This window comes from Pseudomonas sp. BNK-45 (assembly GCF_047456255.1).
GTDB lineage: Bacteria > Pseudomonadota > Gammaproteobacteria > Pseudomonadales > Pseudomonadaceae > Aquipseudomonas.
The window spans coordinates 2379001-2392667 of record NZ_CP179909.1 but is presented as its reverse complement, the minus strand read 5'-3'; the positions used below and the strand labels follow the sequence as shown (position 1 = coordinate 2392667).

Sequence of the window (13667 nt, the reverse complement as noted above, 5' to 3'; positions counted from 1 at the left end):
CATGGGTTTTCGCTTGTCGAAGATTTACACCCGCACCGGCGACAAAGGCGAAACCGGACTCGGAGACGGCCGCCGGGTCGCCAAGGATCATCCACGAGTGGAAGCCATCGGCGAAGTCGACACCTTGAACAGCCAGTTGGGACTGCTTCTGGCCGGCCTGGAGGAGCAAGCTGATGCCTGCCCTGGCCTCAAGGAGATCATCGAGGTGTTGGCTCCCTGCCAGCACCGGTTGTTCGATCTGGGGGGCGAACTGGCCATGCCGGTGTATCAGGCGCTGAACGCGGCCGAGGTGGAGCGCCTTGAGGCAGCCATCGATATCTGGAATGAGGAGCTGGGCCCCCTGGAGAACTTCATCCTGCCCGGCGGTTCGTCGCTGATCGCCCAGGCTCACGTTTGCCGCAGCCTGGCGCGCAGCGCCGAGCGTCGCTGCCAACACCTGAATGCCGTGGAACCCTTGCAGGGAGTGGGACTGGCCTACATCAATCGCCTGTCGGACCTGCTGTTTGTCGCGGCCCGGCTGATTGCCAAGCGCCAAGGCATCGCGGAAATCCTCTGGCAGGCCGCCGCCAAGCCCGCCCCCTCTGCGTAGGAGCCGGCTGTCGGCGAAAGGATCCACGAATCTTGGGCAACGGTTGACGACGCCTCAACTGGCAAGCCAGTTGCCACCTGGAGCGTTGCCGGCCCGTGCTGACACGGCGCTCTTCAGTCCTGCGGCCAGAAGGCACGGATTCCGGCAACCCCCTGAGCACCGGCGTCCCAGGCTTGCTGACACTCGGCAGGCCCGACACCGCCCAGCAGATACACCGGCCTGTTGAAACCGTTGATCAACTGCTGCGCCTGCTCCCAGCCCAGGGGCTGGGCGTCGGGGTGAGTCTGGGTCGGCTGCAGCGGTGACAGGGTCACAAAGTCCACATCCATCTGCTGTGCCAGGGACAACTCTTCGGCATTGTGACAAGAGGCCGCCAGCCAGCGGTCCTTGCCGAAGGGGCGCCCGGCGCTGGCGTACTTGCGCAACTGTGCCGAGGTGATATGCCAACCCGCCGAGGGGAAGTCCCCCAACCACTCGAAGGGCCCCTTGAGCATCAACTGCGCCTTGCCGGCACACAGGCCCACGGCATCCACCGCCAGATCACGGTATTGCGGATCGTAACCGCCGGGAGCACGCAACTGGATCAGCTTGCTGCCCTGGGCAATGGCCTTCTGCATGCCACGCAGCAAGGCCGGGGTTTCCAGACCTTCCGGGGTGATCAGGTAGTGCGCCGGCAGACGCGCGGCAGCGACGATCGGCTGATTGGCCGCCGGAAACTCATAGTCGGTCAACTCACGAGGACTGACCCAGGCCAGGGGCTGGCCTTCGACGCCGTGAGGCTCGCCACTGAATGCGGAGACTTCCCAGACATCCAGCAACACTTGTTTATCCGGGTAATCGTGCTGCACCTTGATCAGCGGGCGCGCCGCCTGTACGGCGATCCCCAACTCTTCCTGCAGCTCGCGGGCCAGTGCGGCATTGACCGCTTCGCCGGCCTCGACCTTGCCTCCGGGAAACTCCCACAGGCCCCCTTGATGTTGAGTGTCGGCACGCCGGGCAATCAGGATCTTGCCGCTGGCATCCCGGATAACGGCCGCAGCCACATGGACTCGTTTCACCGCGCTGTTTCCTCTGATCAGGCATTGGGCCGGGCCCTTGCGGGCCGGGCATTGGATCTGCGCTTCGCCGGCAAGCCGGCTCCAACAGGGCGGGAGCGGCGTTGCCGGCGAGGTACTTAGGTGCGGTATTCCGCGTTGATCTTCACGTATTCGTGGGACAGATCGGTGGTCCAGATGGTTTCGCTGCAAGCACCACGACCCAGTTCGATGCGGATGGTGATCTCTTCCTGCTGCATCACTGCGGCGCCCTGGGCTTCGGTGTAACTGGCAGCCCGCGCGCCACGGCTGGCGATGCACACTTCGCCAAGGAACACATCGATCTTGCTGACGTCCAGATCCGCCACGCCGGCACGGCCCACGGCCGCGAGGATGCGACCCCAGTTCGGGTCGGAGGCGAACAGCGCGGTCTTGATCAGCGGCGAGTGCGCCACGGTGTAGCCCACGTCGAGGCATTCCTGGTGAGTAGCGCCGCCGTTGACTTCAACGGTGACGAACTTGGTCGCGCCTTCGCCGTCACGGACGATGGCCTGGGCCACTTCCATGCACACCTCGAACACGGCCTGCTTCAGGGCTGCGAACAGCGGCCCCTCGGCCTGGGTGATTTCCGGCAGATTGGCCTGACCGGTGGCGATCAGCATGCAGCAGTCGTTGGTGGAGGTATCGCCGTCGATGGTGATGCGGTTGAAGGATTTGTTGGCACCGTCCAGCAACAGGTTCTGCAGCACTTCGCGGGAGACTTTGGCGTCGGTGGCGATGTAGCCAAGCATGGTGGCCATGTTGGGACGGATCATCCCCGCGCCCTTGCTGATACCGGTCACGGTAACGGTCACGCCATCGTGCTGGAACTGACGACTGGCGCCCTTGGGCAGGGTGTCGGTGGTCATGATCCCGGTGGCGGCGGCGGCCCAGTTGTCCACGGACAGGTCATCCAGCGCGGCTTGCAGGGCGCCTTCGATTTTCTCTACCGGCAGCGGCTCGCCGATCACGCCAGTGGAGTACGGCAGCACGGCGCTGGCATCGACTCCGGTCAGCTCCGCCAGCTTGGCGCAGGTGCGCTGGGCTGCGGCCAGGCCTGGCTCGCCGGTGCCGGCGTTGGCATTGCCGGTATTGGTCAGCAGATAGCGCACCGGCCCCTGCACCCGCTGCTTGGCCAGGATCACCGGCGCCGCGCAGAACGCATTGAGGGTGAACACGCCGGCCACGGTGGAGCCTTCGACGCAGCGCATGACCACCACATCCTTGCGCCCCGGGCGCTTGATGCCGGCCGAAGCGATACCGAGCTCGAAGCCGGCAACCGGGTGCAACGTAGGCAAAGGACCAAGACCAACAGCCATGAATGCGCTCCTCTTATCAGGTGTCTGCACCGTCGTCTCAAAAGACGGTGTTGCAAATGGAAAAACGCCGCGACGGCTGATGCCGTCACGGCGTGGGTGTTTCAGTGTCTGGCGAGGATCTTAGTTGATCTGGCCGTGACAGTGTTTGAACTTCTTGCCCGAACCGCAGTAGCACAGCTCGTTGCGGCCCAGCTTCTGTTCGTTGCGCACTGGCGCGGAGGCCAGGGCGACATCCACATCAACCCCTTCTTCCAGGGCTTCAGGCTGATCCAGACCCGGAGCTTCGGCGTGTTCGAACTGCATGCGCTGAGCCAGTGCCTCGGCTTCCTGACGCAGGCGCGCCTCTTCTTCGGCCGGGTCTTCGCGACGCACCTGGACGTGGGACAGTACGCGGATCGAGTCGCGCTTGATGGAATCCAGCAACTCGGAGAACAGGGTGAAGGACTCGCGCTTGTACTCCTGCTTCGGGTTCTTCTGTGCATAACCGCGCAGGTGGATACCGTGACGCAGGTGATCCATGGTCGACAGGTGGTCTTTCCACAAGTCGTCCAGTACCCGCAGCACGATCTGCTTCTCGAAGGTGCGCAGCGCTTCGGCGCCGGCCTGATCTTCCTTCTCGTTGTACGCGGCGATCAGTTCGTTGAGCAGTTTCTCGCGCAGGGTTTCTTCGTACAGGTGGTCGTCTTCATCGAGCCATTGCTGAATCGGCAGGCTGACCCCGAAGCCGCTCTGGATGGCCTCTTCCAGACCCGCCACGTCCCACTGTTCCGGCAGGGATTGGGGAGGAATATGCGCACTGACGGTAGCGTTGAGCACGTCCTGGCGGAAATCGGCGATGGTTTCGCCAATGTTGTCCGCCGCCAACAAGGTGTTGCGCATGTGATAGATCACTTTACGCTGCTCGTTGTTGACGTCGTCGAACTCCAGCAGTTGCTTGCGGATGTCGAAGTTGCGGCCTTCAACCTTGCGCTGGGCCTTCTCGATGGCGTTGGTCACCATGCGGTGCTCGATCGCTTCACCGGACTGCATGCCCAGGGCCTTCATGAAGTTCTTCACCCGATCCGAGGCGAAGATGCGCATCAGGCTGTCTTCCAGGGACAGGTAGAAACGGCTGGAGCCGGCGTCACCCTGGCGACCGGCACGGCCACGCAGCTGGTTGTCGATACGACGCGATTCGTGACGTTCGGAGGCGATCACCTGCAGGCCACCGGACTCCAGCACCTGCTGGTGACGCTTCTGCCAGTCGGCCTTGATCTGGGCGATCTGCTCAGGGGTCGGGTTTTCCAGGGAAGCGACTTCCACTTCCCAGTTGCCGCCCAGCAGGATGTCGGTACCACGGCCGGCCATGTTGGTAGCGATGGTCAGTGCTCCCGGGCGACCGGCCTGGGCGATGATTTCCGCTTCCTTCTCGTGGAACTTGGCGTTCAGAACCTTGTGTTCGATGCCTTCCTTTTGCAGCAGGTTGGACATGTGCTCGGAGGTTTCGATGGTCGCGGTACCTACCAGCACCGGACGCCCCTGAGCCATGCATTCCTTGATGTCGTTGATGATCGCGGCGTACTTCTCGTCCGCGGTCAGGAACACCAGGTCGTTGTAGTCCTTACGGGCCAGCGGCTTGTTCGGTGGAATCACCATCACCTGCAGGCCGTAGATCTGATGGAATTCGAAAGCTTCGGTGTCGGCGGTACCGGTCATGCCGGACAGCTTGGTGTACAGGCGGAAGTAGTTCTGGAAAGTGGTCGATGCCAGGGTCTGGCTCTCGGCCTGGATGTTGAGGTTTTCCTTGGCCTCGATGGCCTGGTGCAGGCCTTCGGATAGACGACGACCCGGCATGGTACGGCCGGTGTGTTCGTCCACCAGGACCACTTGGCCATCCTGAACGATGTACTCGACGTTGCGGTTGAACAGCTTGTGCGCACGCAGGCCGGCATAGACGTGAGTCAGCAAGCCCAGGTTGTGCGCCGAGTACAGGCTTTCGCCTTCCGCCAGCAGGCCGACCTGAGTCAGCATCTCTTCGATGAACTGGTGGCCGGCTTCGTTGAGTTCGACCTGACGGGTCTTCTCGTCGACAGTGAAGTGACCGGCCTTGGTGACCTGGCCTTCCACTTCCTCGATGTGCTGTTCCAGACGCGGGATCAGCTTGTTGATTTCGGTGTACAGGCGGGAACTGTCTTCAGCCTGGCCGGAAATGATCAACGGGGTACGGGCTTCGTCGATGAGGATCGAGTCGACTTCGTCGATCACGGCAAAATTGAGCTCGCGCTGGAACTTGTCTTCCATACTGAAAGCCATGTTGTCGCGCAGGTAGTCGAAACCGAATTCGTTGTTGGTGCCGTAGGTGATGTCGGCGGCGTAGGCGGCACGCTTCTCTTCAGGCGGCTGGAACGGCGTGACCACGCCGACAGTCAGGCCGAGGAATTCGTACAGCGGACGCATCCAGTTGGCGTCACGACGAGCCAGGTAGTCGTTCACCGTCACAACGTGCACGCCCTTGCCGGACAGTGCGTTGAGGTAGACGCCCAGGGTTGCCACCAGGGTCTTGCCTTCACCGGTGCGCATTTCGGCGATCTTGCCTTCATGCAAGGTCATGCCACCGATCAACTGCACGTCGAAGTGACGCATTCCCATGACGCGCTTACCGGCTTCACGGGCGACCGCGAAGGCTTCGGGAAGCAGTTTGTCGAGGGTTTCACCCTTGGCGATACGGGCCTTGAACTCGGCGGTCTTGGCGCGCAATTGATCGTCCGAAAGGGCCACCATTTGCTCTTCGAAGGCATTGACGATCTGTACCGTCTTGAGCATGCGTTTGACTTCACGCTCGTTCTTGCTTCCAAAAAGTTTCTTTAACAAAGGCGCAAACATATCGGCAGGATCTTCCACACATAGGGTTGGAGGGCGGCCCCGTGAGTCGCCCGAGCAGCCCTCATGGCCGCATGCGAACGAGCATTCTACCCGGAAACGATGGTGAGGAAAGTGGCGTTATTCCACGATGCTGGCACAGCGCTGTGACGGGGCTCACCTAAAATAAGGGCTTTTTGCCGAACTTCAAGCCCATTCCCCCCCGAAGTTAATGATTACGATCAGCAAAGCGCGAGAAAGTCGTCAGAGTACGAAAAAGCGATGAGCCCGGCGGCCAGGACGCTTTCTGCTACCATGGCGCCTCTGTAACTTCAGGTGTCTGACCATGGCATTTCGCCCCCTTACGGCACGCGCCCCCGCCGTTCTTCTTCGCGAAGCCAAGCCTCTGAAAGCCATACTCGGCCACGCTCAGCGCCTGGCGCACCTGCAGCGCCTGCTGGAGAGCCAGTTGCAACCGGCGGCTCGCGAACATTGCCACGTTGCCTCATGGCGCGAAGGCAGCCTGTTGCTGATCGTCACCGACGGTCACTGGGCCACGCGCCTGCGCTATCAGCAAAAGCGCCTGCAGCGCCAATTGCAGGAGTTCGACGAATTCAGCAACCTGACGCGCATTCTGTTCAAGGTTCAGCCGCCCACGGTTCAACAGGGCGCGGTGGGGCACACCATGGACCTGTCGAACAATGCCGCCGAAACCATCCAGGCCACCGCCGAAGGCATAAGCGATCCCAACTTGCGCGCCGCCCTGGAGCGCCTGGCCAGCCACGCCAAGCCGCGAGGCTGACCCGGACACGCCAGGCTTCAGCGCCGCTTGCTGCCGCCCAACAACGAGCCCATCAGCCCGCGGACCAACTGCCGCCCCAACTGATTGGCCGCCTGACGCATGGCCGACTTCAAGGCCTGCCCGGCCGCAGTGCCGAGAAACTCACCGGCGCGATCCGCCAGACTCGGCTCCTGCTCTCCCGGCTTGTCTGCCGTTGCAGGCTCCTCGGGCGCCAGGTTCTTGCGCCCCATGAGCACTTCATAAGCCGATTCACGATCGATCGGCTGGTCATAACGCCCCAGCAGCGGCGAGCTGGCAATCAGCGCCTGGCGTTCAGCAGCGGTCAGCGGCCCGATCCGTGATTGCGGCGGCGCCACCAGCACACGCTGGACCATTTCCGGGGTTCCCTTGTCTTGCAGGGTGCCCACCAGCGCCTCGCCGATGCCGAGTTCGGTCAGTACCGACAGCGCGTCGAACGCCGGGTTGGGACGAAAACCATCGGCCACCGCACGCAACGACTTCTGTTCCTTGGCGGTAAAGGCCCGCAAGCCGTGTTGAATCCGCAGCCCCAGCTGCGCCAGTACATCGTCCGGCAAATCTCCCGGCGACTGGGTCACGAAATACACCCCCACGCCCTTGGAGCGAATCAGTCGCACCACCTGCTCCAGGCGATCCTGCAGCGCCTTGGGCGTACCGGAAAACAACAAGTGCGCCTCGTCAAAAAACAGCGCCAGCAGAGGCTTGTCCGAGTCCCCCCGCTCCGGCAGTTGCTCGAACAGCTCAGCCAAAAGCCATAAAAGGAAGGTGGCATAGACTTTCGGCGCCTCATGCACCAGACGACTCGCGTCCAACAGATGAATCCGCCCACGGCCATCGGCAGCCGGTTGCAGAATGTCTTCCAGTTGCAATGCGGGCTCGCCGAACAGAGCTTCCGCCCCTTGCTGCTCCAGGGTCGCCAGACGCCTTAACAGCGCCTGACTGGAACCTGTGGTCATCAGCGCCGCGTCATCGCCCAGCAGTTGAGGGTGGTCCTTGAGGTGATTGAGCAGCGCCTTGAGATCCTTCAAGTCCAGCAACAACAGCCCTTCACGGTCCGCCACCTTGAACGCCGCATACAACGCCGACTGCTGACTGTCGGTCAGTTCCAGCAAGCTGCCCAGCAACAGCGGTCCCATTTCGCTCAACGTGGTACGCAGGGGATGACCGGATTGCCCGTGGATATCCCACAGCGTTACCGGATAAGCCTGAGGCCTATGCTTGAGCCACGGCATCCCGGCAATTCGCTCGGCGACCTTGCCTTGGGGATCCCCTGCGGCTCCCAGCCCGCACAGGTCGCCCTTGATATCCGCAGCGAACACCGCGACCCCGGCGTCGCTGAACGCTTCCGCCAGGCGCTGCAGGGTCACGGTCTTGCCGGTACCGGTGGCGCCGGCCACCAGCCCGTGGCGGTTGGCCAGGCGCATGGCCTGGGCGACCGGCTGGCCACCGAGGTCGGCACCGATAATCAGTTGCAAAGAGTCAGGCATTTTGTCACCTCAGGTTAATCTTTGGCCTTACACGGTCGATATGAAAAATGATGGATCAGAAGTATCTGAAAAAAGGTCAGGTAATTCCTTTGGGATAGATGGAGATATCAGCTTACTTACAACACCGCCCTTTTCGCGCGCTTTTCCAACCCGATGCCCTGGACTCAAAGACCTTAGCGGACCCCCCAAGCCATGAACAAAAATCTGCGCTTCAGCCACAAGATCCTGCTTGCCGCCTCGCTGATCGTCATAGCTGCCTTTGCACTATTCACGCTCTACAACGATTACCTGCAACGCAACGCCATTCGCAATGATCTGGACAACTATCTTCAGGAAATGGGCGACGTCACGGCAAAAAATATTCAGACCTGGCTTGCCGGCCGCGCCTTGCTGATCGAAAACATCTCCCAGTCGGTGGCCCTCAACCCCGACCCGACCAATGTCAGCAACCTGCTGGAACAGAAGTCGGTGAGCTCGACCTTCATGGGGGCTTACCTGGGCAACAAGGACGGCACCTTCATCATCCGCCCGGACAGCAAGATGCCGGACGGCTACGACCCCCGCGCACGCCCCTGGTACAAGAGCGCCGAGAGCAGCAACGGCTCGGCCCTGACCGAACCCTATATCGACCTGGCTTCCGGCCAATTGGTCATTTCCATCGTCGACAGCGTGATCAAGGCTGGCCAGCGCATTGGCGTGGTCGGCGGTGACCTGAGCCTGCAAGTGATTGCCGACAGCATCAACGCTCTGGACTTCGACGGCATGGGCTATGCGTTCCTGATCAGCGCCGACGGCAAGATCCTGGTGCACCCGGACAAGAACCTGGTGATGAAGACCCTCAAGGACGTCTATCCCCAGGACACCCCGCGCATCAGCAATGAACTCAGCGAGATCAGCGTCGACGGCAAACCCCGCATCGTCACCTTCACCCCGATCAAGGGCCTGTCTTCGGTGAACTGGTATATCGGCCTGTCGGTGGACAAGGACAAGGCCTTCGCCATGCTCAGCGAGTTCCGCACCTCAGCCCTGATCGCCACCCTGACCGCCGTGGCCCTGACCATTGCCCTGCTCGGCCTGCTGATCCGCCTGCTGATGCAGCCCCTGCATGTAATGACCCGGGCGATGCAGGACATCGCCGACGGCGAAGGCGACCTGACCCGCCGCCTGAACATCCACAACCAGGACGAATTCGGCATTCTCGGCACCGCCTTCAACCGTTTCGTCGAACGCATCCACAGTTCGATCCGCGAAGTCTCCTCGGCCACCGAGCACGTCAACGAAGTGGCCCTGCGGGTGGTCAGCGCCTCCAACTCATCGATGCTCAACTCCGATGAACAGGCCAGTCGCACCAACAGCGTCGCCGCAGCCATCAATCAACTGGGGGCCGCAGCCCAGGAAATCGCCCGCAATGCCGCCCAGGCCTCACAACAGGCCAGCGACGCGCGCAACCTGGCCGAAGACGGCCAGCAAGTGGTGGATCGCAGCATCCAGGCGATGAACCAGTTGTCGGAGATGATCAGCGCATCCAGCAGCAACATCGAGACCCTGAACAGCAAGACCGTGAACATCGGGCAGATTCTCGAAGTCATCACCAGTATTTCCCAGCAGACCAACCTGCTGGCGCTCAACGCGGCCATCGAAGCGGCCCGGGCCGGTGAGGCCGGCCGCGGATTCGCCGTGGTGGCCGATGAAGTACGCAACCTGGCGCACCGCACCCAGGAATCGGCACAGCAAGTGCAAACCATGATCGAAGAGTTGCAGGTGGGCGCCCGGGAGTCGGTCAGCACCATGAGCAACAGCCAGCGCCACAGTCAGGACAGCGTCGAGATCGCCAACCAGGCCGGGGAGCGGCTGAGCAGCGTGACCCAGCGCATCGGCGAGATCGACGGCATGAACCAGTCGGTGGCCACCGCCACGGAAGAACAGACCTCGGTAGTCGAATCCATCAACATGGACATCACCGAAATCAACACGCTGAATCAGGAAGGCGTTGAAAACCTGCAGGCGACCCTGCGGGCCTGCTCCGATCTGGAACAGCAATCGGCGCGCTTGAAGCACCTGGTGGGCAGCTTCAGGATCTGACGCAGGGCCTCAGGCCCCTTTAGCCGGCGAGCCGGTGTCTACGGACGCCGGTGGCGTGGGCTCCTGCTGCAACTGCTCCCACAATTGGGCGGCACCCGGAAACTCGGTGCCGTCTTCAGCATCCAGCTCATCGGGGTCGTAGCGGCTCAGGCACCCCTCGCCGAGGGTGGCGGGGGCTTTGGAAGTGGCTTTATCCAGTGGATCGGTCATCGCGCTGACCTCTCGAGGTGAACAACCAGGACCGGGATCTTGAACCCGGCTCCTGGTTTTTTTTCGATCAGAACACCACGGTCTTGTTGCCGTGGACCAGCACCCGGTCTTCCAGGTGGTAGCGCAGGCCGCGGGCCAGGACCATCTTCTCCACATCACGACCGAAACGCACCATGTCCTCGATGCTGTCGCTGTGGCTGACCCGCACCACGTCCTGCTCGATGATCGGACCGGCGTCCAGTTCTTCGGTGACGTAGTGGCAGGTGGCGCCGATCAGCTTCACCCCACGCAGGGACGCCTGGTGGTAAGGCTTGGCGCCGACGAAGGACGGCAGGAAGCTGTGGTGGATATTGATCACCTTGTGCGCGTATTCGCGGCACAGCTCAGGCGGCAGGATCTGCATGTAGCGCGCCAACACCACCACCTCGGCATCGTGCTGCTTGACCAGACGCGACACCTCGGCGAACGCCGGCTCCTTGTCCTGAGGATTGACCGGCACATGGTAATAAGGGATGCCATGCCACTCGACCATGCTGCGCAGGTCGTCATGGTTGGAGATCACACAGGCGATTTCACAATCGAGCTCATCGCTGTGCCAGCGATGCAGCAGATCCGCCAGGCAATGGGACTCGCGGCTGGCCATCAGCACGACGCGCTTTTTCTCGGCGGTATCGGTAATGCGCCAGTCCATCGAGAACTCTTCGGCGATCGGCGCAAAAGCCTGGCGAAAAGCCTCCAGACCAAAAGGCAGGGAGTCGGCACGAATCTCGTGACGCATGAAGAACCAGCCACTGAGATTGTCCGAGTGGTGGCTCGCTTCGGTGATCCAACCGTTATGGGAGGCCAGAAAGTTACTGACTTTGGCAACGATGCCAACGCGGTCAGGGCAAGAAATCACCAACCGAAAGGTGCGCATGAGGGGAAAACTCCAGAACTTCGCAAAGGTCGCCATTCTAGCCATTACGCGACAAAACTGCAGTATTCATTGCGCCGCAGGCCCGGATTAGATTGGCAACAGCACCCTGATTGCGTCTTAACGGGCATCACTGCAAGCACTGCCGCAGACACTTGCCAATAGCGCACAAGTAATTTGTGAATAGCGCAATCGAATCCCTCGATCTATTAAATAGCGAAATGATTTTTGCGCCTAAACACACTAAGAGCGCCGAATAAAACAGCGTTATTATGTTTACTTGCACAAACTCCGTGACTATTATTGCGACACTGTCACCCAGTCACTCAGCGCTCAATAAGGTAGTCCTCATGTCCCTGATCAACGAATACCGTGCTACAGAAGAAGCCATTAAAGAACTGCAAGCACGTTTGAAGAACCTGTCCCAGGACGACAAACTGAAAACCGAACTGGAATTCGAAGGCAAACTGCGCAGCCTGATGGGCGAGTACTCCAAGTCCCTGCGCGACATCATTGCCCTGCTGGATCCTGAGTCGAAAGTTAAAGCGCCTCGCGCTGCTGTAAAAACCACCGGCACCAAGCGTGCCCGTAAAGTTAAACAGTACAAAAACCCGCACAACGGTGAAGTCATCGAAACCAAAGGCGGCAACCACAAGACTCTGAAAGAGTGGAAAGCCAAGTGGGGCGGCGACGTGGTTGAAGGCTGGGCAACCCTGCTGGGCTAAGTCTCGCCAGTGAGCGCCCGGGCCTTACCGCCGCGATGAAAAAACGCCAGCTTGCTGGCGTTTTTTCATGGCCGGGATTAATACCCAAGGGGCCGGCCCCGCACTCAAAGAGCCAGGCGCCCGCTCAGGTCCTGAACATGGGCCTGCCACTCATCCAGCACCTGACGTTGCGTGGGATCTGCACTTAACAACGATTGTTCAAGCCCTTGGGCAAAACTTTCCAGGGTATTGGGCGCGCCGAATTTCGCTTCTAGCAAACGCTGGCGACAAAATGCCCGCCAACGCTCTTGCTCGGCGTCATCCAATGTTTCCGGAAAGTTGCGAGCGCGGTAGCGAAAGAGCAATTCGGGCAAGCGCTCATCATCAAAGGGCCACTGTTGCCGAGCCAAATGCAGCGGGTCGGCCTCACGTACTTGCTCACACAATCGCCGGTCGCGATCACCAATAAAGCCGTCGTACAACTGTTGCTCCGGGTCCTCGCTGGCCGCGAACTCATCGGGCCCATAAATCAGCGAAAGTTTATCCCGCCAAACTTCCTGAGTTTCAGTCAAAAGCCCGGCCCGGCGCTGGTACTGCTCCATGTCCAAGTGCAATCGCTGTTGATCCTCGCCCCGCAAGACATTCAAGGGCGCCACTACCGGGCAGCGATTGATATGGATGAGTTTCAACGGCACCGGCAACTCGCCGTCCGCCAGATCATCACGCCGGGTATATAAACGCTGACGCAAGGTGTCGGCATCCAGCTCCAGCAATCCCTGAGGATCCAGATGCAAGTCACAGACAATCAGCGCATTGCGATTGCGCGGATGCCAGGCCAGGGGCAGTACCACGCCGAGGTAGTGGCGCGCGGCGGAAAAGCGCCCGGAAATATGCACCAGAGGCTGCAACAGGCGAATCTGATCCATCACCCGCTGTTTGCTGCGCAGTTGGAACAGCCAGTCATAGAGCTTGGGTTGCCGATCACGAATCAAGCGCGCCAGGGCAATGGTCGCCCGGACATCGGACAGCGCATCGTGGGCCTGGCCATGATCGATGCCGTTGGCCGCGGTCAGCCGTTCCAGCTTGAGGGTCACCTGCCCCAGCTCCTCGGGCCAGACGATACCCTCGGGACGCAAGGCATAGGCGGTGCGCACCACATCGATCAGATCCCAGCGACTGTTGCCGCCCTGCCACTCGCGGGCATAGGGATCGAAGAAATTGCGATACAGGCTGTAGCGGGTCACCTCATCGTCGAAGCGCAGGGTGTTGTAGCCCACGCCACAGGTGCCGGGGCGCGCCAGCTGGGCGTGCACCCGGGTCATGAAGTCCGCCTCGCTCAAGCCCTGGGTCGCCAGGCGACCGGGGGTGATGCCGGTAATCATGCAGGCTGCCGGGTGCGGCAGGATATCGTCGCTGGGCTGGCAATAGAGGTTGACCGGCTCATCGATCTCGTTGAGCGCCAGGTCGGTGCGAATACCGGCCACTTGCAACGGGCGATCGCAGCGCGGATTGATGCCGGTGGTTTCGTAGTCGTACCAAAAGAGGGAAGTCACGGCCTGTTCCTGAACTGAAAGACCGCCGCAGTCTAGGCGCTCAAGCGTCACCAGGGCCAGCCGTGTGAACGGGCGGCGC

Annotated in this window: 11 protein-coding genes and 1 pseudogene; 5 read left to right on the top strand and 7 right to left on the bottom strand. The window is 61.1% G+C overall.

What is annotated here, in order from left to right:
* Position 1 precedes the first annotated feature (1 nt).
* Positions 2–589 (top strand): cob(I)yrinic acid a,c-diamide adenosyltransferase, encoded by a 588-nt coding sequence (locus tag ACMGG8_RS11175; RefSeq protein WP_060844445.1) that lies wholly within the window; start codon positions 2–4, stop codon positions 587–589.
* Positions 590–702: 113 nt separating this feature from the next.
* Here the strand turns inward: ACMGG8_RS11175 and ACMGG8_RS11170 are convergent, their stop codons facing one another.
* From ACMGG8_RS11170 to secA, 3 genes are all read right to left on the bottom strand, one after another.
* Positions 703–1647, bottom strand: a complete 945-nt coding sequence (locus ACMGG8_RS11170) for a Nudix family hydrolase (protein WP_060844446.1) — start codon at positions 1645–1647, stop codon at positions 703–705.
* Positions 1648–1763: 116 nt separating this feature from the next.
* On the bottom strand, positions 1764–2981 hold the full coding sequence (argJ, locus tag ACMGG8_RS11165) for a bifunctional glutamate N-acetyltransferase/amino-acid acetyltransferase ArgJ (RefSeq protein ID WP_414159585.1): 1218 nt from the start codon (positions 2979–2981) through the stop codon (positions 1764–1766).
* A gap of 120 nt (positions 2982–3101) precedes the next feature.
* The gene (secA, locus tag ACMGG8_RS11160; RefSeq protein ID WP_060840737.1) at positions 3102–5843 is read right to left on the bottom strand and encodes a preprotein translocase subunit SecA; all 2742 of its coding nucleotides are present in this window, start codon (positions 5841–5843) and stop codon (positions 3102–3104) included.
* Between the two features lie 322 nt (positions 5844–6165).
* On the opposite strand from secA, the gene ACMGG8_RS11155 reads away from it, so the two are divergent.
* Positions 6166–6621 (top strand): DUF721 domain-containing protein, encoded by a 456-nt coding sequence (locus tag ACMGG8_RS11155; RefSeq protein ID WP_060844447.1) that lies wholly within the window; start codon positions 6166–6168, stop codon positions 6619–6621.
* 17 nt (positions 6622–6638) lie between these two features.
* Here the strand turns inward: ACMGG8_RS11155 and ACMGG8_RS11150 are convergent, their stop codons facing one another.
* Complete coding sequence (locus ACMGG8_RS11150) at positions 6639–8126, bottom strand: helicase HerA-like domain-containing protein (RefSeq protein ID WP_060844448.1); 1488 nt, start codon at positions 8124–8126, stop codon at positions 6639–6641.
* Positions 8127–8318: 192 nt separating this feature from the next.
* Here ACMGG8_RS11150 and ACMGG8_RS11145 point away from each other — a divergent pair.
* Positions 8319–9350, top strand: a pseudogene (locus ACMGG8_RS11145) (cache domain-containing protein); the annotation flags it as partial.
* Positions 9351–9443: 93 nt separating this feature from the next.
* A complete protein-coding gene (locus tag ACMGG8_RS11140) occupies positions 9444–10208 on the top strand; it encodes a methyl-accepting chemotaxis protein (protein ID WP_371920245.1) in 765 nt (254 codons plus the stop codon).
* A 9-nt stretch (positions 10209–10217) separates the two neighbouring features.
* Here ACMGG8_RS11140 and ACMGG8_RS11135 read toward each other — a convergent pair whose 3' ends face one another.
* The gene (locus tag ACMGG8_RS11135; protein WP_060840741.1) at positions 10218–10418 is read right to left on the bottom strand and encodes a hypothetical protein; all 201 of its coding nucleotides are present in this window, start codon (positions 10416–10418) and stop codon (positions 10218–10220) included.
* Between the two features lie 67 nt (positions 10419–10485).
* Positions 10486–11334 (bottom strand): formyltetrahydrofolate deformylase, encoded by an 849-nt coding sequence (purU, locus tag ACMGG8_RS11130; RefSeq protein ID WP_047305937.1) that lies wholly within the window; start codon positions 11332–11334, stop codon positions 10486–10488.
* A 347-nt stretch (positions 11335–11681) separates the two neighbouring features.
* Here purU and mvaT point away from each other — a divergent pair, with 347 nt between their 5' ends.
* On the top strand, positions 11682–12056 hold the full coding sequence (mvaT, locus tag ACMGG8_RS11125) for a histone-like nucleoid-structuring protein MvaT (protein WP_060840742.1): 375 nt from the start codon (positions 11682–11684) through the stop codon (positions 12054–12056).
* A gap of 104 nt (positions 12057–12160) precedes the next feature.
* Here mvaT and sbcB read toward each other — a convergent pair whose 3' ends face one another.
* On the bottom strand, positions 12161–13588 hold the full coding sequence (sbcB, locus tag ACMGG8_RS11120; protein WP_414159584.1) for an exodeoxyribonuclease I: 1428 nt from the start codon (positions 13586–13588) through the stop codon (positions 12161–12163).
* Positions 13589–13667: the final 79 nt, after the last annotated feature.

What these genes read in the sequence shown, in the direction of transcription:
- ACMGG8_RS11175 (WP_060844445.1), top strand. Translation starts at nt 2, where the DNA reads ATGGGTTTTCGCTTGTCGAAGATTTACACCCGCACCGGCGACAAAGGC.
- argJ (WP_414159585.1), bottom strand. Translation starts at nt 2,981, where the DNA reads ATGGCTGTTGGTCTTGGTCCTTTGCCTACGTTGCACCCGGTTGCCGGC.
- secA (WP_060840737.1), bottom strand. Translation starts at nt 5,843, where the DNA reads ATGTTTGCGCCTTTGTTAAAGAAACTTTTTGGAAGCAAGAACGAGCGT.
- ACMGG8_RS11155 (WP_060844447.1), top strand. Translation starts at nt 6,166, where the DNA reads ATGGCATTTCGCCCCCTTACGGCACGCGCCCCCGCCGTTCTTCTTCGC.
- ACMGG8_RS11150 (WP_060844448.1), bottom strand. Translation starts at nt 8,126, where the DNA reads ATGCCTGACTCTTTGCAACTGATTATCGGTGCCGACCTCGGTGGCCAG.
- ACMGG8_RS11140 (WP_371920245.1), top strand. Translation starts at nt 9,444, where the DNA reads ATGCTCAACTCCGATGAACAGGCCAGTCGCACCAACAGCGTCGCCGCA.
- ACMGG8_RS11135 (WP_060840741.1), bottom strand. Translation starts at nt 10,418, where the DNA reads ATGACCGATCCACTGGATAAAGCCACTTCCAAAGCCCCCGCCACCCTC.
- purU (WP_047305937.1), bottom strand. Translation starts at nt 11,334, where the DNA reads ATGCGCACCTTTCGGTTGGTGATTTCTTGCCCTGACCGCGTTGGCATC.
- mvaT (WP_060840742.1), top strand. Translation starts at nt 11,682, where the DNA reads ATGTCCCTGATCAACGAATACCGTGCTACAGAAGAAGCCATTAAAGAA.